18 protein-coding genes and 1 pseudogene are annotated in these 22,211 nt (G+C 58.7%); 9 read left to right on the top strand and 10 right to left on the bottom strand.

Features of this window, described 5'->3' with window-relative positions:
* Positions 1 to 373 precede the first annotated feature (373 nt).
* Positions 374 to 1,063, top strand: a complete 690-nt coding sequence (locus tag FPK30_RS06550) for a response regulator (protein ID WP_144085813.1) — start codon at positions 374 to 376, stop codon at positions 1,061 to 1,063.
* A 19-nt stretch (positions 1,064 to 1,082) separates the two neighbouring features.
* Here FPK30_RS06550 and FPK30_RS06545 read toward each other — a convergent pair whose 3' ends face one another.
* The 3 genes and pseudogenes from FPK30_RS06545 to FPK30_RS06540 all read right to left on the bottom strand — a co-directional run bounded on the left by FPK30_RS06545 (position 1,083) and on the right by FPK30_RS06540 (position 4,647).
* On the bottom strand, positions 1,083 to 2,957 hold the full coding sequence (locus tag FPK30_RS06545; RefSeq protein WP_260804471.1) for an FtsX-like permease family protein: 1,875 nt from the start codon (positions 2,955 to 2,957) through the stop codon (positions 1,083 to 1,085).
* A 99-nt stretch (positions 2,958 to 3,056) separates the two neighbouring features.
* A pseudogene (locus tag FPK30_RS08360) lies at positions 3,057 to 3,704 on the bottom strand (ABC transporter permease); the annotation flags it as partial.
* A gap of 58 nt (positions 3,705 to 3,762) precedes the next feature.
* Positions 3,763 to 4,647 (bottom strand): ABC transporter ATP-binding protein, encoded by an 885-nt coding sequence (locus tag FPK30_RS06540; RefSeq protein ID WP_144085811.1) that lies wholly within the window; start codon positions 4,645 to 4,647, stop codon positions 3,763 to 3,765.
* An 88-nt stretch (positions 4,648 to 4,735) separates the two neighbouring features.
* On the opposite strand from FPK30_RS06540, the gene FPK30_RS06535 reads away from it, so the two are divergent.
* Complete coding sequence (locus FPK30_RS06535) at positions 4,736 to 4,930, top strand: hypothetical protein (RefSeq protein WP_121914279.1); 195 nt, start codon at positions 4,736 to 4,738, stop codon at positions 4,928 to 4,930.
* A gap of 160 nt (positions 4,931 to 5,090) precedes the next feature.
* Here FPK30_RS06535 and FPK30_RS06530 read toward each other — a convergent pair whose 3' ends face one another.
* From FPK30_RS06530 to FPK30_RS06520, 3 genes are all read right to left on the bottom strand, one after another.
* Entirely contained in the window at positions 5,091 to 7,784 is a 2,694-nt protein-coding gene (locus tag FPK30_RS06530) for an ABC transporter permease (protein WP_183129724.1), read from the bottom strand.
* Positions 7,785 to 7,795: 11 nt separating this feature from the next.
* The gene (locus FPK30_RS06525; RefSeq protein ID WP_232345922.1) at positions 7,796 to 8,686 is read right to left on the bottom strand and encodes an ABC transporter ATP-binding protein; all 891 of its coding nucleotides are present in this window, start codon (positions 8,684 to 8,686) and stop codon (positions 7,796 to 7,798) included.
* Positions 8,687 to 8,881: 195 nt separating this feature from the next.
* Positions 8,882 to 10,201, bottom strand: a complete 1,320-nt coding sequence (locus FPK30_RS06520) for an O-acetylhomoserine aminocarboxypropyltransferase/cysteine synthase family protein (RefSeq protein ID WP_121914310.1) — start codon at positions 10,199 to 10,201, stop codon at positions 8,882 to 8,884.
* A 266-nt stretch (positions 10,202 to 10,467) separates the two neighbouring features.
* Here FPK30_RS06520 and FPK30_RS06515 point away from each other — a divergent pair, with 266 nt between their 5' ends.
* From FPK30_RS06515 to FPK30_RS06500, 4 genes are all read left to right on the top strand, one after another.
* Positions 10,468 to 11,364 (top strand): pyridoxamine kinase, encoded by an 897-nt coding sequence (locus FPK30_RS06515; RefSeq protein WP_144085810.1) that lies wholly within the window; start codon positions 10,468 to 10,470, stop codon positions 11,362 to 11,364.
* A 701-nt stretch (positions 11,365 to 12,065) separates the two neighbouring features.
* Entirely contained in the window at positions 12,066 to 12,584 is a 519-nt protein-coding gene (locus tag FPK30_RS06510) for a YraN family protein (protein WP_144085809.1), read from the top strand.
* Positions 12,584 to 14,170, top strand: a complete 1,587-nt coding sequence (locus tag FPK30_RS06505) for a YifB family Mg chelatase-like AAA ATPase (protein WP_144085808.1) — start codon at positions 12,584 to 12,586, stop codon at positions 14,168 to 14,170. The genes FPK30_RS06510 and FPK30_RS06505 overlap by 1 nt, the downstream gene beginning before the upstream one ends.
* 1 nt (position 14,171) lies before the next feature.
* Positions 14,172 to 15,833 (top strand): DNA-processing protein DprA, encoded by a 1,662-nt coding sequence (locus tag FPK30_RS06500; RefSeq protein WP_232341816.1) that lies wholly within the window; start codon positions 14,172 to 14,174, stop codon positions 15,831 to 15,833.
* Here FPK30_RS06500 and FPK30_RS06495 read toward each other — a convergent pair.
* Complete coding sequence (locus FPK30_RS06495) at positions 15,749 to 16,093, bottom strand: MGMT family protein (RefSeq protein WP_024626499.1); 345 nt, start codon at positions 16,091 to 16,093, stop codon at positions 15,749 to 15,751. The genes FPK30_RS06500 and FPK30_RS06495 overlap by 85 nt on opposite strands.
* A gap of 78 nt (positions 16,094 to 16,171) precedes the next feature.
* Between FPK30_RS06495 and FPK30_RS06490 the strand changes: the two genes are divergently transcribed.
* The 3 genes from FPK30_RS06490 to FPK30_RS06480 all read left to right on the top strand — a co-directional run bounded on the left by FPK30_RS06490 (position 16,172) and on the right by FPK30_RS06480 (position 20,114).
* Positions 16,172 to 18,073 (top strand): FAD-dependent oxidoreductase, encoded by a 1,902-nt coding sequence (locus FPK30_RS06490; protein ID WP_144085807.1) that lies wholly within the window; start codon positions 16,172 to 16,174, stop codon positions 18,071 to 18,073.
* A 207-nt stretch (positions 18,074 to 18,280) separates the two neighbouring features.
* A complete protein-coding gene (locus FPK30_RS06485; protein WP_260804475.1) occupies positions 18,281 to 19,363 on the top strand; it encodes a succinate dehydrogenase/fumarate reductase iron-sulfur subunit in 1,083 nt (360 codons plus the stop codon).
* A gap of 73 nt (positions 19,364 to 19,436) precedes the next feature.
* On the top strand, positions 19,437 to 20,114 hold the full coding sequence (locus FPK30_RS06480; protein ID WP_186279425.1) for an O-methyltransferase: 678 nt from the start codon (positions 19,437 to 19,439) through the stop codon (positions 20,112 to 20,114).
* An 18-nt stretch (positions 20,115 to 20,132) separates the two neighbouring features.
* Here FPK30_RS06480 and FPK30_RS06475 read toward each other — a convergent pair whose 3' ends face one another.
* From FPK30_RS06475 to FPK30_RS08170, 3 genes are all read right to left on the bottom strand, one after another.
* Positions 20,133 to 20,900, bottom strand: coding sequence for an LOG family protein (locus FPK30_RS06475; protein WP_144085804.1), 768 nt, complete (start codon positions 20,898 to 20,900; stop codon positions 20,133 to 20,135).
* A 324-nt stretch (positions 20,901 to 21,224) separates the two neighbouring features.
* Complete coding sequence (locus FPK30_RS08210) at positions 21,225 to 21,371, bottom strand: hypothetical protein (RefSeq protein ID WP_222102866.1); 147 nt, start codon at positions 21,369 to 21,371, stop codon at positions 21,225 to 21,227.
* Between the two features lie 473 nt (positions 21,372 to 21,844).
* On the bottom strand, positions 21,845 to 21,994 hold the full coding sequence (locus tag FPK30_RS08170; RefSeq protein ID WP_186279424.1) for a hypothetical protein: 150 nt from the start codon (positions 21,992 to 21,994) through the stop codon (positions 21,845 to 21,847).
* Positions 21,995 to 22,211 lie beyond the last annotated feature (217 nt).

The following is a 22,211-nucleotide window of genomic DNA, read 5'->3' as shown; positions in this document are numbered from 1 at the left end:
CGGACTCCAGACATGAGCGTTCTTGATGATGTGCACCTCCTATGGCGAGCACACAGAAAATGGATACACAGGAAACGAACACAGCAGGCAATCAGCCCACCGGAAGAATGGAGCATTCTATGAATCACGGACCTGAAGATCAGCCCAGCCCAGGAATCAACGACAGAAGCGCCTCACTTCAACATTTGACAGTGGCTCCGTCAACAGTTATTTCGGTAACAATCATCAGACAACCATCGCTTAGGCAACACTCAATCAGATAGCGATTACCTTGGCTACAAATTGAAACCAGTCGCAATTCCCAGCCACACTCGACTCGGATAAAATCGGATGGTGGCGCTGACCATCATCTAGCGGAAAGAAGCAGGCAGTCATGGAACGGACCGAACCCATCAGCGTTGCCATCGTGGATGACCAGGATCTGGTCCGGGCTGGCTTTGCCATGGTCATCGGCTCCCAGGATGACATGACCGTGGTTGGCCAAGGCGCGGACGGTGAGCAAGCGGTGGACCTGGCTTCACGCCTGCGGCCTGATGTGATCCTCATGGATGTCCGAATGCCCGGTATGAATGGTTTGACAGCCACCCGCCGGATCACTGCTCTGTCGCCTGACCGTCCGGAACCCAGGGTCATTGTGCTGACCACCTTCGATCTTGACGAATACGTCATGGCTGCCATAAAAGCCGGCGCATCAGGATTTCTGCTCAAGGATACCGAACCTGAAACCCTCTTGTCCTCCATCCGTACAGTTCACCAGGGCAATGCGATCATCGCCCCTTCGGCTACAAAACGACTGATCGAACATATGGCTCATGACATGCCTACGACCGGATCCATGCCATCGGGTTCAACCTATCGCGATCCCGAAGCGGACCTGCTCACTGACCGCGAGTTGCAGGTCCTGGTTCACATAGCCCAGGGCCTGAGCAACCAGGAGATTGCTGACAATCTGGGGATCTCACTGCCCACAGTGAAAACCCATGTCACTCATATTCTTCAGAAAATCAATGCCCGCGACCGCGTCCAAGCAGTGGTCTTCGCTTACGAAAACCATCTGGTATGAACCAAGCCATCAGCCAGCATCAATCGTCACTGAGCGCCTCAATGGGTGAAACCTTGACTGCCTCCCTGGCTGGCAGCACACTGGCTGCCACCGCAGCCAGCAAGGCCACCGGCAGTATCAGCGCAAAAGCCGACCATGGCACGGTGAAGGTCACGGATCCTATGGGCACAAAGACCTGATAGGCTCCTATCCACCCGAATAGCATTCCTAGAACGATTCCAGCCAGACTGGCTCCTAGGGCAATCATGCAGGCTTCGACTCCCAAAGATCGGCGAACCTGGACGCTGCTCATACCGATTGCTCTGAGCGTGGCGGTCTCACGACGGCGTTCCAGCACCGACATCATCAAAGTGTTGGAGACTCCTATGAGGGCAATGATGACGGCAACGCCCAGCAACGCCACCATGATCGCCAACAAGGAATCGATTCTTTCGCCCCATAGCCTCTTTTGCGTCAGCCCACCGCTGATAGCCATGTCGTCATGCTCTCCGACAGCCTGACGTATGTCATCCAAGAGCAGTGCGGCATCACGATCTCCCTGCGTCCTGATCCAGATTTCATGCGTCTTGGTGTTTATCCCAGCAACGTTCCGGGAATCCGTGATTGCATAGACGCCACTGGTATCCAGCCCGCCGAATCCTGCAAAGACCCCGGTCAATGTTCTTCTCGCAACTGCCTCTTTTTCACGTTCATCGTCCGCCTGAGGATCAGCTATCAACAACTTCAACTGACTTCCGTTCCGGTAACCGGAATGCTTGGAAATCGTTCTGGTCGACACCAGCAGTGCATCCGACTTTTGCATACCTGGACCCAGATCGGCATGAAGCACACGCCTGATACGTGAAGCATCCAAGGCATAGACAGTCAAGGAATCTTGTGAGGGGCCTCCTGACTCGACCTTGGCATTGAATCGCTGCACCAGCTCTGCATCAGCGACACCTTTGATACGCTGAATGGCCCGCACATTATTCTTATTCAGCCCCTGACCAGATATTTCAATATCCAAGGAATAACGCTGATCAATATCCTTAGCCAAGGTCCGTTTAGTGGTTACCGCACCTGTAGCCAGAGTGGAGACCAGGGTTACACCGATCAGCAGAGCAACACCTGTGGCAGCGACTCGTGAGGGATTTCGAGCAATATTCGCCACTCCAACCCTGCAAGATGGTCCAATCCGGGACACAGGTCTACCCAGGCAACGCAGAAGAGCCGGAATCCATCGACGCGCACCGATCAGCGCACCCAGAAAAATCAGCAAAACACCCAATACCGCGAGACCGAGCAAGAGTTCCTGCTGATTAGTGGTCTGGACTGTGTCGCCGGTGTTTGTCCTGACTAGCTCCCTGACACGCCAAGAGGACCAGATCACGAACGCTATGCCAATGACCGCCAACAGGATGCTGATCAGTAAACCGATCCGTTTCCTGCTTCCTCGCTCCTGATAATCCACTGGTTGCAGGGCTTCAAGCGGTCTGACCCTGATAGCCATACGAGTAGAACCAAAGGCAGCCACCAAGGTTGCCAGAACGCCGAGCATAAACGGAAGAAGAAGGGCGGCAGGGGTAGGCAGGAGTGCAAGCTTCATGGTGCCCGAATGCAAACCGAGGCAACCGGCAAGACCCATCAAACCCATGGCCAGCAGGATGCCAATCAAGGACGATATGACACCAAGAAGCAGGGCCTGCTGCAGCACGCCTAACCTGATTTGCCGTCGATCCGCACCAATGACCCTCAGCAGGGCCAGATACCTGCGCTGTCGGGCCACCATGATCTGGAAGGTGTTGGCAATCACCAAGGCAGCCACTACCATGGCCAGTACACCGAAAGTCATGAGGAAGACAGTCATGATGTTCACACCATTGCCGGTCTGCTCACTGAGCAGCCTGTCCTCCATGGCGCGACGGTCCTCCAGCCGGTATCCGTCGGGAACGTATCGACTGATGTCATGCAGAGTGTTCTGAAGTTCCTTGCCTTGGCCATCAACCTGCAGATAGATGTTTTCCACAGGAGGGGACGCCGGTCCAACCATTCCCGCCTTAGTCAGCAGACGATCAATCCGGGAACCCGTCAGCACCACAGCTCCGCCGAAGTCGTCGTACTGTCCACCACGGCTCTTGCTGATACCTGAGATGGTCAAGTCCACAGTGCCTTGGTGAACAAGGCTCTCTTTATTTGAAGAATCCTGAGCATTATCACTTCCTGGCAGCATCAACGGGGACAGATGGAGGCGCACCTTATCCCCAAGGCCCGCCCGGAGCCTGTCGGCGACGGAACGCGGCAGTACCACCTGATCGTCTGAATCCGGCCATTGTCCACGATCCAAATCGATAGGCATGAGCTCCTGGCTGGCACCCATAATCGCCAGAATCCCCTTGCTGGACTGACCGTTTGCTTCCGTATCCACCATGAGGTTGACATCGGGGCGCAGACCACGAACCCCCTGCAGTTTCGACAGCCCCCTGCTATCGAACTCGTCGAACAGAATTGGCTTGTCCTGATCCCTTCTGGAGGTCACAGCATAATTGGCTTGGCCGGCATCCATGCTGATCTCGCGACGCATGGAGGCATTCGCCACGTTGCCAAAAAGAAGTGTCAGGCACATAAAGAGGGTGCCGATCACGATGGCCAGACCAGCCGGCATCATCATTCGTGCTTCGCGCTTCATCATCGTACGGGTTATCCGCCACACAATGCACCCCCTAGTCCTGTACCTGGGAATAGCCAGCAGCGCCAGCCGAAACTTGTTCAGCCAGAAGATCGTTCATGGCTTTCACCGTCGGATTCTGTCGGTCCGCAACGATCTGTCCGTCGGCAAAGACCAGCGCACGGTCGGCATAGGATGCGGCATAGGCATCATGGGTGACCATGATGACGGTCTGGTTCAACTCGCGTACGGAATCGCGCAGGAACTTCAGAACACCAGTGCTGGCGGCCAGGTCCAGGTTCCCCGTCGGTTCATCCGCGAAGACCAGACCGGGTTTGGTTATCAGCGCTCTGGCGATGGCGACCCGCTGCTGCTGTCCCCCGGATAATTCACCGGGAAGATGGTTCAGCCTCTCCGACAAACCCAGCGTCTCAACCAGCTGCTCCATCCACGAGTTGTCGGGCCGAACGCCATCCAGTACCAGCGGCATGAGGATGTTCTGTTTGGCAGTGAACATAGGCAGCAGGTTGAAGCTCTGGAAGATGAATCCCAGATGCCGCCGCCTGATCAGGGTCAGCTGACGGTCGTCCAGTCGTGTCAGATCGACTCGGCCAGCCTGATCGATCGATGGATGATGACGATGTCCACTCTTCGGGTACAGAAGATCAGCGGCCATATAGACATGACCAGAGGTGACAGTATCCAGACCGGCAAGAACGTGCATAAGCGTTGACTTGCCCGAACCTGAAGGCCCCATGATGGCCGTGAACCGGCCACGTTCAAAATTCACGTCAATTCCGCGCAGGGCATGGACAGCATTCGAACCTTGCCCATAATCCTTGGTCAGCTGCCTGGCGCTGACGGCCGGTGGTCCCGCGACGCCTGTGCCCGCACTGTCGATTAACCCTTGCGAAGACGCGGTATCCGTTTTGTGCTGCATGGTGCTCCTTATCCGTCAGGAAGCCTTTCTCCCGTCTGCTTCTGACCCTATGCGGCTATCAGCTGCTGCGATATGGTCCCTAGGAGCGATGAAAACAATCATCCTTACGGATGAGTGCGCTGAAAAACGCTTCCTGTTAGGCTGGCACCATCCAAATCAACGCGGGGCGGCGGGGATGGACATCTGGGAGATGAAGAACACCATGTTCAGCGCAAAAGACGTGAGCCTCAAGACATGCAACCATCGGACCAAGGGATTGAAACAATTGCCCCGATCCCCTTGATTGACTACGGGAATATCAAGGTCCCTTCGCTCAAGCCGGCTCGCTTCCAAGCAGCATCAGTGAAGACGGCATCTGGGGAGACAAATCAATCATTCCCGGCACCGACCAAGGCGCGCTGGGATAAAGGCTGGTGCTTATGATGCGCGGTGGTTGCTTGCCGTCATTCCTCAGCAAGAGCCACAACCGGTGGAGTCCGGTTGACGCGTCTTGCTGGCAGGACGCTTGCCAGGATCGCCGCTACGAGTGCCACCACCAGAATCACCAGTCCAGTGGACCAGGGAATGGGGAAAGCCACCGTCCCCAGAGAGGAGAAGATCTCATAGGCTGCAGCCCAGCCGAAGAGCAGGCCCAGGACCATGCCAGACAAGGACGACCCCAAGGCTATCAGCCCTGATTCCACAGCCAAGGACCGTCTGATCTGCTTGCGAGTCATCCCAATGGCACGCAGGGTGGCCGACTCTCGTCGGCGTTCCAGCACCGAAAGGGAAAGCGTGTTGGCCACGCCGATCAAGGCGATAGCCACCGCCACCGCCAGCAGGGCCAGGATAATCATGAGCAAGTTGTCGATGGTCCGGTCCCACTGTTGTTTCTCAGCCAGCCCGCCCTTCACGGAAACAGCCGAATACCCAGAAAGTGCACTCTTCACCTTGTCTATGAACGCCGAGACTGTTGGCGAGCCATCGACCTTGGCCCAGATCTGCACGGTCTGAGGCTGAACGCCATTGAGCGAGGAGGAGTCGGTCAGGCCATATAAATTGCTGGCATCAATCCCCTGGAAGGGCGCATAGACACTGGTCACGAAGAGTCTTTGAGCCACCGATGCAGATCCGCCTTGAGCGTCGCTTTGAATCGGGTTGAGTACATTGAGCCCCAGATTTCCGCCGTCATGAAAATCCTTCTGTTTATTCATGAGGCTTTTTGGAAGCAGAAGGGCATCTTGTCCGGAAAGATCCTTGCCGACCTGGGCATTCAGGAGGCGATCGATCTTGTTTGAATCCAGGGCGAAAATAGTCATCCCCGCACCGTTCTCGCCGCCTGATTTGACCATGGCAGCATACTGGGGCACCAGTTCGGCCTGCGCGACCCCGTCGATCCGTCGAATGGCGTTCAGAGCCTTGGTATCCAGGCCATCGGCGCTGATCTGCAGATCGACCGAGTAGTGCTCATCCATCATGTCGGCCATGGTCTGCTTGGCGCTGGCGGCGCCCGTGGTCAGGGTGGCGACCAGCGTTACGCCGATCAGGAGGGCGGTACCTGTTGCCGCCACACGGGAATGATTCCGTGCAATGTTAGCCACGGCGATTGTGGACGAGGGCCCAATCCGCGAAACCAGGGACCCGACTCCCTTGAGCATGAAAGGAATCCAACGATTGGCGCTGAAAAGGATACCTAGGAAGGCAAGGACAATGCCGATGACAGCCATCGCGGCAACAATGTTGGGCCCATCTCCGGATGCCTTGCTGGCCTTGTCTGCCGTGACATTAAGCCTGACCTGCCAGAGAGACCAGACCGTCATGGTGATGCCCAGCAGAATCATGACCACGCTGACAAACAGTCGTATTCTGCTCGTCCGCTTGTTCTGCAAAAGATCGGCAGGCCTCAGCGCCTCCAAAGGACTGACCCTGGTGGCGGCCCATGAAGATCCCAGGGAGGCCAAGACCGTAACGACGATGCCGAAAACGAGAGGCACCAGGATAACTGCCGGAGTCAGCTTCAATTGGAAGTAGAGGGAACTCGTATGAGCTTTAGCTACACCCAGAATGGCCATGATGCCGATGGCGGCGCCGACCCCGATCAGGGAGGCCACAGCCCCCAGGATGACGGAGCGCAACAGGACGCTGGCCCGGACCTGCCCCTTATTGGCGCCAATCGTCCTCAGGAGGGCCAGGTAGCGACGTTGCCGAGCCACCATAACCTGGAAGGTGTTGGCGATAACTGTGGCAGCCACAAACATGGCCAGCGTGCCAAATACCAGAAGGAAGGTGGTCACAGGGTTTTGGGAACCGCCGAGCGCGGTCTTGACCAGTCGGTCCTCCATAGTGTGACGGTCCTCAAGGGAGTAGCCGGAAGGCATGAGCTTGCGCAGAGAGGCCAGACTCCCATCGAGGTCGCTGCCCTGCCCGCCAACATTCAGGTAGATGTTCTGGGCATACAGGTTGCCCATGTTGCCAAGACCTGCTGTTGTCATCAAGGCATCTATGGTCTTGGGGGACAGCACGATTGCGCCGCCCGATTCGCCAAACCTGTCGCCCTCGTTGCCCTGGTTCGAACTGACACCCGACAAGGTCAGCGGCCTCGATACGAACCTGCCCGCAACCTGGTCAGCGCTGGCTTGCCCTTTCGGCCCAAGGTCCTCGGAAATATAGAGCATGTCAGGCGAGAGGTTCAGATTCACCTTGTCGCCCAGAGAGAGTTTGAGCCTGGACACAGTCGGCCCGGGTAGGACCACCTGGTCATCAGCGCTAGGCCAGGATCCCTTGGACAGACCGACCGGCATCAGCGACGAATCCGCCATAGGAATGGCAATCACGCTCTCGCTCTTGACCTTGCCGGCGCGGACATCCGCCATGAGCTGCGTGTCTGATCTGACTGCGTGAACACCTGGGACTTTTGCCAGCTCCTCGGTTTTGAAGTCCTTTACCCTTTTCTGCTCTGAATGGTTGCCTTCCGCTGGGATGATGGCGTAGTTGGCCTGGGCGGCATCGGATGAGACCATCCGCCGCATGGAAACGTCCATGGTGTTGCCGAAGAGGAAGGTCATGGCGATAAACAGTGTTCCGACGACAATGGCGATGCCGGCGGGAACCATCATGCCCAGGTCATGCCGCATCATTTTCCTAGCAACGAACCACATGAGCATTCCCCTCAGCGATGAGCAGCCGAGTCAGCTGTAGCTGTAGAGGCCATGACTTCCTCGGAGAGCAAGGCATTCATGGAATCCACAGTGGGTCTGTCCTGGTCTGCCACGATTCGCCCATCCGCAAACACCAAAGCCCGATCGGCAAAGGAGGCCGCGAAGACATCATGCGTGACCATGATGATGGTCTGCCCCAGCTCGCGAACCGAATCCCGCAGGAAGCTGAGCACTTCGGTCGAGGATGCAGTGTCCAGGTTTCCCGTGGGTTCGTCAGCAAAGACAATGGAAGGTTTGGTGATGAGGGCCCTGGCGATGGCCACACGTTGCTGCTGACCACCCGAAAGCTCGCTGGGTCGGTGGCTCAGCCTCTCCTCCAAGCCCAGGGTCTTGGCCAAAACGTCCAGCCAAGCTGTGTCTGGCTTGGCCCCATCCAGGATCAGAGGCATGAGGATGTTCTGCTTGGCCGTAAACATGGGCAGGAGGTTGAAACTCTGGAAAATGAAGCCCAGGCTCTGGCGCCTCAAGAGGGTCAGCTGATTGTCGTTGAGCTTGGTCAGGTCGACCACTCCCCTCCGCCCTCCTTGACGACGGGCCCGGCTGCCCTTCACGCCGGCGGCATCGGTCCCGTTCAGGTAGACATGTCCGGAGGTAACGGTGTCCAAGCCCGCCAAGGTGTGCATGAGTGTGGACTTGCCCGACCCGGAGGGACCCATGATGACCGTGAACCTGCCCCGTTCGAATTCGACATCCACACCCCGCAGGGCATGGACCAGGTTCTCCCCACTCCCATAGTCCTTGGTCAATCCTTTGGCCTTGATGGCCACCTGAGCGATCTGCCTCGGTTTCCCCGCACCGGACGACGAATCGGAAGACGCCCTCGTCTTTGCTCCATGTTTCATACTCCCATCTTACCCACCAGAACGTTTCCGCCTGACTGGTCAGGTGTTCTATCCCACTGGAGCGAGGGGATGAGAGGGCATATACAAAGGTGCCCATCGAAACGTAATGAGGTTTCGACAGGCACCTTCTGCTTCTGTGCCTTCTCGGTCATATATCGCGCAGATATGGCACCAAGAAGGAAGTGTGATTGCCGGTTACTCGGCCAGACCGGACTCCTTCAATGCCTGGAAGGCACCCTTGAGGTCATCCAGAATGTCCTCGATGTTCTCCGTGCCGATGGAGAGCCTGATGGTACCGGGATGGATGGCCTGATCCTCCAGCTCCTCCGGCGTCTCCTGGGAGTGGGTGGTCGATGCCGGATGGATGGCCAACGACTTCACATCAGCCACGTTGGCCAGGAGGGAGAAGAGGTGCAGGTTGTTGATGAAGACCCTGGCCGCATCCTTGCCGCCCTTCAGATCGAAGGTGAAGATGGAGCCGGCGCCGTTGGGGAAGTAGCGCTTGTAGAGCTCGTGGTCGGGACGCCCCTCGATAGCCGGATGGCTGACCGACTCCACCTCCGGAACGGTCTGCAAGTAATCCACTACCTTCAGGGCGTTCTCAACGTGGCGCTCAACCCTCAGCGAGAGCGTCTCGGTCCCCTGCAGGAGGAGGAAGGCTGCAAAGGGCGAGATGACGGCGCCGGTGTCGCGCAGGAGGATGGCGCGAATGCGGGTGACGAAGGCCGCAGCGCCCAGATCCTGGTAGAAGCGCAGGCCGTGATAGCTGGGGTCAGGCTCGGTCAGAGTGGGGAACTTGCCGGGCACTGCCGCCCAGTCGAACTGTCCGCCTTCAACGACGACCCCGCCCAGGGTGGTGCCATGGCCGCCGATGAACTTGGTGGCCGATTCCACGACGATGTCAGCCCCGTGCTCCAACGGACGGAACAGGTAAGGAGTGGCGAAAGTGTTGTCGACGATCACCGGGAGGTTATGGTCATGGGCGATCTTGGAGATGGCCTCAAAGTCGGGCAGGTCGGCATTGGGGTTGCCGAAGGTCTCGAAGAAGACCAGCTTGGTGTTGTCCTGGATGGCCGACTCGAAGTTGGACGGGTCCGAAGGATCCACGAAGGTGGTCTCGACACCATCGCGGGGCAGAGTGTGCTTGAGGAGGTTGAAGGTTCCGCCGTAGATGTTCTTGGAGGACACGATATGGTCCCCGGTCTGGGTGATGTTCCGGAAGGCATACTCCACCGCTGCCGCTCCCGAAGCCACAGCCAAACCAGCGGTGCCGTTCTCCAGGGCGGCGATCCTGTCCTCGAAGACCCCCTGGGTGGAGTTGGTCAGACGGCCGTAGATGTTGCCCGGGTCCTTCAGCGCGAACCGGGCCTCGGCGTGATCGAAGTCGTGGAAGACATAGCTGGTGGTGGCGTAGATGGGCACGGCCCGGGAATCAGTGGCTGGGTCGGCCTGCTCCTGGCCCACGTGAAGCTGAAGCGTCTCGAAATGGTACTTGTGCGGGTTCTGGTCGGTCATGTCGATTCCTATCTGTTGGTGACGTGCGTCTTCGTCCATGTTCTCGAATGTGACCATAAGCGGCACAAGCCCACCTGTTCAAGCCAGAAGGGACTTTTCGGTATCGTCCTTTTTTATAACAGCTTCCAAAAGGTTGAAAACTGGCCTTTTTTATCTCGGTATTCCACACGCGGCGGTTCCCGTTTAACTCCTCCGCTGTAGAGTCGAGTAAGCGACGGAGAAGACTCCGCTGCGAACAGCCTCAGCAGGCATGAAGGAGTTCAAAGATGGCCGGACAGACGGACGATCAGAACAGGCTCTACCAGCGCGACAGCAAGTACATCCCCCGAGTCGCCGCTGTGCATGACATGTGCGGGTATGGCAAGTGCTCGCTGACGGCCGCCATTCCCATCCTTTCGGCAGCAGGATGCGACGTTTGCCCGGTGCCCACCGCCCTGTTCAGCGCGCACACCATGTTCAAGGACTACACCTTCCATGACACCACCGAGATGCTGCCGGGATACCTGGATGCCTGGCAAAAGGAGGGCGTCGAACTGGACGGAATCTACAGCGGGTTCCTGGGCAGCGCCGAGCAGGTCGACATTATTCAGCGCATGTATCGCGAATACCCCAAGGCCCTGCGGCTGGTCGACCCGGTCATGGGCGACGGCGGGTCCATGTACCCCACCTACACCGAGGAAATGTGCCGGGCCGTGACCAACCTGGTCGATGGGGCCGACCTGCTCATGCCCAACTTGACCGAGGTCAGTCTGCTGACCGGCATCGACTACGAAGGCCAGGACCTCGACGATGCCCAGGTTGGCGAGCGTCTGGGCCGCCTGCTGGACATGGGCGCGAAAAACGTCATCATCAAGGGCATCGACCGGAAGGACGGCAAGCTGCGCAACTTCGTGGCCTCGGCAGATCATGGTGGAGTCAGCGAGCGCACCGAGCTGATCCACGACAAGCTCCCCTTCATGATTCACGGAACCGGCGATGCCTTCGCCTCCAGCCTCTGCGGGGCGCTCTTTGCAGGACGAGGCCTGGCTGATGCCTCCCGGATCGCCGGCGAATTCGTCCGCTCGGCCATGCAGCACACACGCAATCAGCCCGACTATCAGCAGCGCGGTGTCAGCTTCGAGCTGGATCTGAGGCAGATGACTGCTCTGATGCAGGAGCAGTAAGCCCAAGGTCGGTGAAGCAGTCTAGAAGTCCGAGCATTCGTCAAGTTTGGAAAACCAAGGTGGATGAATGGAATCCAGACCAACTCAATCGCCTTATTGTTGCCGACCAAATAACCGGTCGACAAGCTGATAAATCAGTCATAGAGATGGGTTGACCACAGCAGACCGGAAGGCGTTGCCAGCGAATTCGCCGGCGGTGTCTTCCGGTCTTTTTATCTGCCTGTTGCCCTGCTCCCTTTGCTTATTTGCTTTACTTGGTGTCACTCGTTGCTGCTTCCTTGGTTCTGCTTTTCTTGATTCCGCTTTGCTTGGTTTCTGTCTCAGTCCTTCTTGCCTTTGCCGCCTCTGCCTGATGCAGAGATAAGCGCAATAGGTACAGCGTCTGCATCGTCAATCCACTCGTTCATCCACTTTCGTGCGTGCGCAGGTTCATTCGACCACATGCCCGGTTCTATTAGTCGCCGACCTCCTTCCAGTGGTCTCCTAGAAACATGGACACACAAGCACTGACTAGACCAAGTAATCTCCGCACAATTTTCAACGACCGGGGTGGCAGCACTGATGCCGATATTAAGATCCCAGACTCAACGGTCGCGCAGCCCATAAGCGCTCTGCCTGCTTCCACAAGGTCCGCCGACAATCCAGAAACCAGGCGGCCTGGAAGAACAAGGTTAAATACGAGCAACCATGAATCCATCGACATGGAGCTGGCAGATGTTGAGCGACAGATCAGGGCCAAGGGCGTAAGCAGCCGAGAACTCGGACGTTTGGGCGAGGACTACGCCTGCCAGTGGCTGAGACAACGGAACTGGAGAATCCTGTCCCGGAATTGGAGAAGCCGGTTCGGCGAGCTGGACATCATCGCCCTGGATCCGGAGGCGACTTTGGTATTCGTTGAGGTCAAAACCAGACGCACCGGCCGGTTCGGATCCCCAGAACAGGCTGTCGGCCCGCGCAAACAGACCCACCTTCGTCGCGCTGCAGTCCAATGGCTGATCAGCCATGACCGAGATCCCAGCACACGGCATCGCGGCACCCGTTTCGATGTCATCAGCCTGTCAGTCAAGTCCGACCCTGGCAGAAGCATGCATTCCGAGGGCTCCCATCCCCCGGCTTCCTGTCCGGCATCCGCCGAGGCCGTCAGGGGATCCAACCGTTCGGGCAGGGGCGGATGGAATCCGGGATCGGTCTTCCTCAGACACACCAGGGAGGCCTTCTGATGCGTCTCGGATCCGCTGAATCCGTGGGACTGATAGGTCTCAAGGCCTTCCTGATCCACGTGCAGTCCTTCATCTCGCCAGGTCTGCCCTACTTCTCCATCATCGGCCTGCCGGATGCCTCCTTGTCCGAGTCGCGGGAACGGGTCAAATCCGCCTGCTCAGCCTGCGGATTCCGATGGCCGCAGACCAGGGTCACCGTCAACATGTCCCCAGCTTCAAAACCCAAGCACGGCTCCTCACACGACCTGGCCATTGCGACCAGCGTTCTCGAAGCCGGCGGTGCGCTGCCGACGGAAGGCCTGGACCATACGGTCATATTGGGCGAACTCAACCTGGATGGCACGATTCTGCCCATCAACGGTCTGCTGCCCATCCTGACGCAGGCCAGATCCCAGGGGATCACGCGGGCTTTCGTCCCTGCAGACAACCTGGACGAGGCTCATCTGGTACCCGATATCGAGGTCGTGGGACTACGCCACCTGGGCCAGCTTATCCAGGCCTTGGGCGGGCGAAGCAGGATCACCGCCCCTGAGCTAGACAGCCACCTAGACACCGACAAGTCAACCGCCATAGCGAGTGTGGATCCCAATAACTCAGGTCATGAAGACAACTCACCCGCCAATGCCGACCCGTCTCCGCCCAAGCCGGACATGGCTGATGTGATCGGCCAGGAGGAGACCAAGTGGGCCATGATGGTAGCTGCAGCCGGCGGCCATCACATGCTCATGGTCGGTCCTCCAGGAGCCGGCAAAAGCATGCTGGCTGCACGGCTTCCCAGCATCATGCCCGTCCTGGATGCTGTTCAACAACTGGAGGTGGCCTCCATCCGATCCCTGTGCGGCACGCTGAGCCAGTATGGGATCTCCGATGTGCCGCCCTTCGAGGCTCCTCATCATACGATCTCCATGGCGGCCATGGTTGGTGGCGGCGCCGGACTGGCCACGCCTGGCGCCATCACCCGTGCCCACCGCGGCGTCCTCTTCATGGATGAAGCCCCGGAATTCTCCCCAAGGGTGATCCAATCCCTGCGCGAGCCCCTGGAGATCGGGCGAATCTTCCTATCCCGCGCCAAGGGCAGCACCACCTTCCCGGCTCGTTTCCAGCTGGTCATGGCTGCCAACCCCTGCCCCTGCGGATACGGATACGGCACCGGCGAGCGCTGCACCTGCACGCCCCGCGAACGCCTCCGCTACTGGAACAGGCTCTCAGGACCCATCATGGACCGCATCGACATCCAGACCACGGTCCCCCCGGTGACCGACCCGGGATTCGACGACCACCGTCCGCGCCAGCACAGCGCTCAGATCCGCCAGCGTGTGACCCGCGCCCGCCAGACGGCAACAGAGCGTTTCCACAAGGAAGGCTGGACCTGCAACGCCCAGATCAGCGGCGAATGGCTGCGCCAGAACACATCAGCCAAGGCACGTTTGGTCGTCGACCAGGCCCTGCGCAGGCAGCGGATCAGTCTGCGCGGGGCCGACCGAACCATGCGCCTGGCATGGACTCTGTCAGACCTGGACGGACGGACCAGCCCCGGTGCCGACGATGTGACCACCGGCATCCTGCTCAGAACAAGGGCCGTCTGAGATGGCCCAACCCATGATGAAGACCATGCCCGAGAGCCAGCCGCAGCCGATGGCCATGGTCGAAAGCGACTGGCTTGCCAGAACCGTGCTGACTCTAGCGGCAGATGGCCCCGATGCTTTTATGATTGCTTGTCTTCTGGGCTCAGACCAGGCGGCCGATCTTTGTCGAAATCTGATCGAACTAAGAGCGCCAAACCAGGCAGGGACTGACAGCCATCATGATGCTGCTCGCACGAGACTGGATGAACGCTTTCTGAAGGGGACGGCTCGGTGGGGACGACAAACGAGCCCCGAGGATCTCACCCGGTTCCACAAGATCAGCAACTCCTGGCGAAGACGCCTGACACCCTTGCTTGCCATGGACACCGACCAGGTGCGGACCATAATGACTGGCGGTGGACGATTCTGGGTGTTGACCCCAAGCGATCCCTGCTGGCCAGGCCAGGTGGATGACCTGGCACGCCGCTCTGATTGGGCCCCTCCCCTCTGCCTGTGGGGGCAAGGCAATCCCGAAACATTGATCTGCTGTGACCGACCCTTGGCCGTGGTCGGGTCAAGGACATGTGACGAGTATGGTCGGTCCACTGCTCACCAGATAGCCAGGAAGGCTGCCGGCGAAGGCCACCTGGTCGTCTCCGGCGGGGCCATGGGCACGGATGCCGCCGCCCACTGGGGAGCCCTGGCTGCTGGCGGCGGACGCACGGTCGCCGTTTTTGCCGGAGGCTTGCTGCACATGGGTCCCAAACGCAACAGTCGTCTGTTCGAAAACATCGAGGCAGATGGCGGCGCACTGATCAGCGAGTTGCCGCCCGGAACCATCCCCGAGGCGCGTCGGTTCCTGCTGCGGAACCGGATCATCGCCGCCCTAGCCTCCGACATCGTGGTGGCACAGGCACGGCACAGATCAGGCGCGTTGAACACAGCCAACTGGGGCGTCGAATTGGGTCGTCGCGTACTGGCCGCTCCTGGCAGAATCGATCAACCGGAAAACACTGGCTGCAACCGGCTCATCCATGAGGGCAAGGCGGAGCTACTCCTATCTGCATCCGACATCCGAGACATTTGCCACCCTGCCCATGGACCGGTTCACCCCGGCAAGTCCGTCCGTCAAGAAGCCTCCGCTTCAGTCAGTTCCACCGAATCGTGTGATAACCAAATCAACAGGCAGAACGCGCGACGCATACCGACGGTTGGTTCGGATCATCCGGCCCAGACCATCAACGGTGGTCAATCGGACCCAACCGCGCTCGAACAGTCCCGGACTGATAGAGACGGACCTTCAACCCACTCTCAGAACAGAGAGGATTCTTCAACCCAGCCATCAAATTCGGGGACTGACAGTGAATGCAAAAAAGCAGATGACGAGTGTCTAACCAAGGAAGAGGCAACCGTGCTGGCGGCTATCCGCATCTGCCAGCGTCGGAATGGTCCTCCCATGACGGGACAGCTTCGCGCGGAACTGGCCGATCAGGGACATGAGTTCTCTGTCAGGCATCTGATGCAACTGCTGGGATCCCTAGAGATTCGTGGTCTCATCAACATGCAGGACGGATGCGTCGTAGCTGAGCACCCGAAGAGTCAGGCCTGCCAGCGGCAGCGGTCCAAATCCACCACCCAGCCGTCTGCACCAGCCGATTCGTCACTACGCGGAGGAACAAAATGAACGCCCTCATCCTCCAGCAGCTGACGCTGACGTTCCGGACCGCCAAAGGCGAATCCCGGCGCCAGAGAACCATCGCGGAAGACCACGCGATGACAGGGAATCACCCCGGGTTCGGGGTTGTCATGAAGCGCATAACCTACGAACCTGGCGTTGCGCGGATGACCAGTCAGGGAGGCGACCTGACCGTAGGTGGCTACCTTGCCGCGAGGGATCCGCCTGACGACCTGATACACCTGCTGGGAGAAGGAAAGTTCGGTCATAAGACCCATTCTGCCCGCGTAAGCAGACATGGACCCGAAGGGCCACCACTATCAACGGGTTGTGACAGTATCAATGGTATGAATCCGCAGAAGGTCAGAAACCGCTATGATGCCGTCATCGTCGGAGCCGGAGCGGCCGGGTTGTCAACCGCCCTGGGACTGTACAGGGCTCTGGAGAGCAACCGGAGCGAAAGCAGCTTATCGCCAAAGGTCCTGGTCGTCTCCAAGCTGCAACCCCTGCGCTCCCACACCGGATCAGCGGAGGGCGGCATCGCGGCCAGTCTGGGCAACCAGGAGAAAGACGACTGGCATTGGCACTACTACGACACCATCAAGGGCAGCGACTGGCTGGCTGACCAGGATGCCGTGCGGATTCTGGCCGAGCAGGCCCCGGGGATCGTCATCGAGCTGGAGCATGACGGGGTGGCCTTCTCAAGAACCGAAGACGGGCACATCGCCCAGCGGAAGTTTGGCGGCCATACCGCCGATTATGGCGGCCATCCAGTCCGGAGAGCAGCCTATGCAGCCGACCGTATCGGCCATCAGATCCTGCACGCCCTTTGGCAGCAGTGCCTGCACCTGGGAGTCGAGTTCGCTGAGGAATGGTATGTGACTGATCTGGTCGTCGACCCTCCTGCTGATGAGGAATCCGGCGGCCAGGCCCGTGGACTGATCGTCCTGGACACCCACGCCGGCAAACTGCAGGCCATCCAAGCCGACAATATCGTCCTGTGCACGGGCGGGGCCGGCCGACTCTTCCATACGACCTCCAACTCCTGGGATCTGACCGGCGACGGCATGGCGCTCGCCCTGCAGGCCGGCCTGCAGCTGGAGGATGTGGAGTTCATCCAATTCCACCCCACCGGCCTGGGCCACACGGGCATCCTGCTTTCAGAAGCCTCCCGCGCAGAAGGCGGCGTGCTCAGGAACAGTCAGGGCCGGGCCTTCATGCAGGACTACGCGCCGGGACACGGCGACCTGGCCGCCAGGGATGTGGTCAGCCGTTCCATCATGGCCGAGATTGATGCAGGTCGCGGGGTGGCCGATCCATCGGACCCGGACGGGCCTCATGATTGCGTCTGGCTGGACATGACCGGCATTGACGGCCAGCGCATGACCGCCCTGCTCCCCCAGGTCACCGAGACCATCCATCGCTACGCCCAACTGGATCCCACTGTGGACATGGTTCCGGTCAAACCCACCGCCCACTACACCATGGGAGGCATCCCCATCACGGATCGCGGCCGTGTCTATCGCTGGCAGGATGGACGCCGTCGAGTCGTCGACGGACTGTTCGCGGCCGGGGAATGCTCCTGTGTCAGCGTTCACGGAGCCAACCGACTGGGCGGCAACTCCCTGCTGGATGCCTGCCTCTTCGGCACCAGAACCGGACAGACCATCGCCGCCGCCATGCCCAAAGCCGACGAGCCAAACGACATGACCGACACGTCTCCGCTCGCACCAGCCCTGCAAAGGCGTCAGGCCTTCATGGACGTGTTGCTGGCTGGCGCAAGCAAGGCGGAGCCCACGGAACCAGCATTGGCCGACAACCAAGGCGAAGAACCCGACACCGGTGACGATGCCAGCCTGAACAACCCTTACGCACTGATGGGCCGACTGGGACGGCTGATGGAGGAGGCCGTTGCCGTCCGATGCGATCAGAGCAGCATCGAAAGGGGTTTGCGCGGCCTGGATCACCTGGATGCCGATGCCAGACAGCTGCATGCACACAGTGACACGGCAGTGCTTAACCAGGAGGTGACCGCCATCATGGAGGTGGACAACCTGCTGACCCTGGCTCGGGCTGTGTTGAACGCCAGCCTACGGCGTCAGGAATCCCGCGGCGCCCTGTACCGGAGCGATTATCCGCAGCGTGATGACGAACACTACCTGGCTCACACCATGATCGATGCCAATGAAAACGTCTCCTGGCAGCCCGTTCATATCGTCGACATGCCTCCCAAGGGTCGCAACTACTGATGGGCTCTGATGATGAACTCTGAGCCCAATCTGTTCAGACAGGCAACCGCTCGACACCTATCCAGATCAGGCAGGGATAGGATGGAGTCCGCGCATATCAGTGGGCATCGGGCCGTTTCCCGAACAAGGACAGGAGCAACCGTGACATCACAGTCCACGGAATCAGACGGATCCAAGGCATCCGGATCGGACCGCGATCCCCGCCCGGTGACCTTCCGAATAGCCCGGTTTACCCCACGACCTCAATCAGAGCGGCCGGCACGAACCAACCCATTCTCCAAAAGCAATCCTTTCGCCACAACAGGCAGTCGACGGGCTCGAGGTCGCCGCTGGACGCAGGAGTACACGATTCGAATCGCCCCACAGCGCACCGTTCTGGATGCCCTTCTGCAGATCAAGCGAGAGGTGGACCCCACACTGAACTTCCGGTACTCCTGTGGCCATGGCATGTGTGGGTCGGATGCCGTGCTCATCAACGGCCGCCCGGATCTGCTCTGCACAGCTACCATCGCCGACTGCCTGTCTGCATCCAAGACCATGCCGAACGCCTACGCCTCACCCGGTGTAGTTAATGGAACTCCGCAGGTCCAACAGTCTCCAGCCTTCCGTCGCACCGGCACAGCGACACCCAAAACGGCCATACCCCCGTCGGCATCACATCCGGATTCGGTCTCAGACTCAACGGCCTCAGACTTCTCGGCTACGGATCCTGTGGGCACAGCAGGCCCTGCAGAACTTTCAGAAGCTACAGGCCTTATAGATGCCACGCACCTTACAAAAACTTCAAACATTGCAGAATCTTCAGCAGTGGAGATCCGCCCGCTTCCCGGCTTCACCCCGCTCAGAGACCTGATAGTGGACACCGATGCCATGTTTGAGCAGATTCGACGCTTCAAGCCGTATCTGCTCCATAATGATTCCTCGGCTGATGGCAACCAATCGGCCCAGGCAAAGGCGGTCGACACAAAGCCATCGTCGGAATACCGGCAAACCCCGGAAGAGCTGGCCCGGTATGAACTGCTCAGCACCTGCATCGCCTGCGGGCTATGCCAGGGCGCCTGCCCTATTTATGCGGGCGGTGAAGCCTTTGCCGGCCCGGCAGCCATGATCGCAGCGGCTCGATTCATCAACGATTCGCGCGACAGCCATCGCCAGGAACGACTTGAGGCCATTGACCAGGTGGACGGAATCCAGGCATGCCAGTCCATACGAGCCTGCACCCGACCCTGCCCCCGAGGGATCGACGTGGGTGAAGAGATGTGGAAGCTGGTCGAAGCCGTCAAGGAATAGTCAGACTCATGCATACACAGGGCAGCATGAGCTGGCGACAGGCTTGTGCCCTCTAGTCGTTACCATGGTTAGCATGGACAAAACCTCGTACAACAACATCGCCAGAGGATGGGAATTCGCCGAGGCAAGCGCTCTGAACGTCGAATCCGACAAGTTGCAGACCTTGCGAGACAAGGCTTCGGAGGCCGGATTCGCCCAATGTTCCCGGTCTCAAGGCGCCTTCCTGCAGTTTTTGGCTGGCCGGAACGCTCCGGCATCCATCATCCTGGTCGGCAACGGCTCCGTGGTCGAAGCCCTGCGCCTGATGACAGGCCTGCATGGTCATGGCCAGTTCACCGCCGTCGACTCCACAGCCCAAGGCACCTCTCTGGTCAAAAAAATATTCGCGGGCATGGAGAAAGCCCACCCAGGCATGAGGCTGCGGGCGGTCAACGCTGCTGCCCGAACCTACTTCCCCAGACTCAACCCCAGCGACTACGACCTTATCGTCGTCTCAGGCAATGGGGACAACTACCAACAGGTTATGGACCAGGCTCCACGCCTGCTCAAGGACCGGGGACAGCTGATCTTCACGGATGCCTTTGACCTGCTGGACGAGCCTGACAAGGGCGGCGTGCTCAACCCGGCCAATAGATCCGACAAAACGACCACCTTACGCACCATCATGGAGGCCATGAGCAAGGACGATGCCTGGGAATCCTGCCTGCTGCCCATCGGCACGGGCATGATCATGGCCACCCGCGCCCGCTGACCGCCGCTCACCTATTATTCAGGCACGGTGACGCAGAATGGCCTGCACAGCCTCATCGGGATCATCAGTGCGGATGACCAGATCGGGGTCCAGATCAGAGATCATGCCCCGCTGCCTCACCGTGTCTGAGATCCAATCGAAGAGCCCCTGCCAGTAGGCCCTGTCGAAGAGGACGATGGGCATGCTGGGTGCCTTATGGGTTTGGACCAGGGTCAGCACTTCAAACATCTCATCCAGGGTGCCGAACCCGCCGGGGCAGACGATGATGCCCGAGGAGTATTTCATGAACATCATCTTGCGTACGAAGAAGTAGCGGAAGGTGATGCCCAGATTCACCCAGCGGTTTAGTCCCTGCTCCATGGGCAATTCGATGCCCAGGCCGACGGACTTGCCACCGACCTCAGCAGCGCCCTTGTTGGCCGCCTCCATGATGCCAGGCCCTCCCCCGGTGATGACCGCCATACCGGCCTTGGCCAGGTCGCCGCCCATCTTGCGCGCAGCAGCGTAGTTGGGATCATCACGGCCGGTCCGGGCTGATCCAAAGATTGCAGCAGCTGGCCCCAGCTCCGCCAGCGCGCCGAACCCGTCGACGAACTCAGCCTGGATGCGCAGCACACGCCAAGGATCCATATGCAGCCAGTCTGTGTCACCGCCAGACGAGAGCAAACCAGCATTGGCGTCCGCCTCGGGAATCATGGGCCCGCGCATGATGACCGGACCGCTGTGGTAGGTCCTGCCCAGGTCCGGGCCTTCGTCGTCATTGTGATCGTCAACCATATCCGCCATACACGCATTCCTTCATCGGGCCCCGATTCGAAGGACCCGCTCGATCCTGTTCCGGCTCTCATGATAGCGGCCCCCGCCGCCCGGCTGACGGCAAGACCGGATTCATATCAGGAGAAATAACCGCAGGAGTTGAGGGTAGCGTGGACGAGCTAAATCAAATCAACAGAGTATGGTGTTACAGTCCCAGACATGGACAAACAACTAAGAGAAAAACCGAGTTTGGCCCTCCAACCGTCCTATGGCTGGTGGCATGGATGACTTACAACTTGCTTGAATATTTCAACTTTCAAACATGTTTAATCAATGACACTTTGGGTTCCAAACTCACTCCACATCCCATTTGAAACCACGAACTGCCAAAAACACAAGCACTGCAGTAACAGCAAGCACGATGGAAGTTGAAAGCATGGCGCCCGTTTGCTGCAGAGGATTTTTTTCTGCCACACATTCATATAAAGATAAAAAACTCACTTATTAATTCGATCAGCCATCGGCAATACGGAATCTCTGCGGTTCCCCTAATAAGACATCTGCAGCCCCCCCCCCCGCAGCCTCTCTGGCAAAACAAAACACTATCTCCCAGAACCTGGTTTCCTCATCCATGGCTTCAGCAAGCGATTTGCTCAAATGCCTGAATCTCAAATGCTGGAGTTCCCCGAGCGGAAACAATGTGTCTCGCAGGTTGTTGGGCGTTGCTTTTGCCACAACGAGAACCGTTATCCGACTTCTACAGATGGAAGAGGCCATGTCAGACTCTTTTTATACTGGGAAGGATCGATCCCTCCCACGAAGCACCCCAGGCAGAACTACAAGTTGCTTGAACCTATCAGGTTTCCCCCTGCGCAGTATGTCCAGCCACATACTGGGCACACTCAATCCCGCCCGACAGCGATCTGTACTCATACTTACCTGATGCTGGCAGTCGGCATTGTTTCACCGGGTGCTCATATAGCAAGCCAAACGGCGAATGCCAGGCTTGCTGCGCCCAATATGCACAGCGCAAACCAGCGCTTGTCCTTCTTGCCCAATACGAATCCCCGAACCATCAGTGCCAAGCCGAGCAAAGCCGCGAATACCATAATCCAGAAACCCATGTTCTAGACCTTACGTTGAAGTTTGATGATTCGATCATGCTGGTCAGCCAATGAGGCGTCATGCGCAACGGTGACGATTGTGGATCCCGAATCGTGGTTCAGGGCAAAGAGCAGAGCGATGATCCTCGACCTGTTCGCTGAATCGAGAGCGGCAGCAGGCTCATCAGCAAAAACAGGCTCGGAATTCAGAATAACGACCCATGCGAAGACTGCTCTT

It is taken from the genome of Bifidobacterium apousia (genome assembly GCF_007559275.1).
Lineage (GTDB): Bacteria > Actinomycetota > Actinomycetes > Actinomycetales > Bifidobacteriaceae > Bombiscardovia > Bombiscardovia apousia.
Note: the sequence above shows the minus strand (reverse complement) of the source record. Positions and strands in the feature narration are given on the sequence as shown.

Bases quoted from the DNA above. Each gene is read 5' to 3' on its own strand.
- FPK30_RS06545 (WP_260804471.1), bottom strand. From the start codon at position 2,957: ATGGAGGACAGGCTGCTCAGTGAGCAGACCGGCAATGGTGTGAACATC.
- FPK30_RS06505 (WP_144085808.1), top strand. From the start codon at position 12,584: ATGCGTCTCGGATCCGCTGAATCCGTGGGACTGATAGGTCTCAAGGCC.
- FPK30_RS06475 (WP_144085804.1), bottom strand. From the start codon at position 20,900: ATGGCGGATATGGTTGACGATCACAATGACGACGAAGGCCCGGACCTG.
- FPK30_RS06535 (WP_121914279.1), top strand. From the start codon at position 4,736: ATGAAAACAATCATCCTTACGGATGAGTGCGCTGAAAAACGCTTCCTG.
- FPK30_RS06490 (WP_144085807.1), top strand. From the start codon at position 16,172: ATGAATCCGCAGAAGGTCAGAAACCGCTATGATGCCGTCATCGTCGGA.
- FPK30_RS06525 (WP_232345922.1), bottom strand. From the start codon at position 8,686: ATGAAACATGGAGCAAAGACGAGGGCGTCTTCCGATTCGTCGTCCGGT.
- FPK30_RS06480 (WP_186279425.1), top strand. From the start codon at position 19,437: ATGGACAAAACCTCGTACAACAACATCGCCAGAGGATGGGAATTCGCC.
- FPK30_RS06550 (WP_144085813.1), top strand. From the start codon at position 374: ATGGAACGGACCGAACCCATCAGCGTTGCCATCGTGGATGACCAGGAT.
- FPK30_RS06515 (WP_144085810.1), top strand. From the start codon at position 10,468: ATGGCCGGACAGACGGACGATCAGAACAGGCTCTACCAGCGCGACAGC.
- FPK30_RS06520 (WP_121914310.1), bottom strand. From the start codon at position 10,201: ATGACCGACCAGAACCCGCACAAGTACCATTTCGAGACGCTTCAGCTT.
- FPK30_RS06530 (WP_183129724.1), bottom strand. From the start codon at position 7,784: ATGTGGTTCGTTGCTAGGAAAATGATGCGGCATGACCTGGGCATGATG.
- FPK30_RS08170 (WP_186279424.1), bottom strand. From the start codon at position 21,994: ATGGGTTTCTGGATTATGGTATTCGCGGCTTTGCTCGGCTTGGCACTG.
- FPK30_RS06540 (WP_144085811.1), bottom strand. From the start codon at position 4,647: ATGCAGCACAAAACGGATACCGCGTCTTCGCAAGGGTTAATCGACAGT.
- FPK30_RS06510 (WP_144085809.1), top strand. From the start codon at position 12,066: ATGGAGCTGGCAGATGTTGAGCGACAGATCAGGGCCAAGGGCGTAAGC.
- FPK30_RS06500 (WP_232341816.1), top strand. From the start codon at position 14,172: ATGGCCCAACCCATGATGAAGACCATGCCCGAGAGCCAGCCGCAGCCG.
- FPK30_RS06495 (WP_024626499.1), bottom strand. From the start codon at position 16,093: ATGACCGAACTTTCCTTCTCCCAGCAGGTGTATCAGGTCGTCAGGCGG.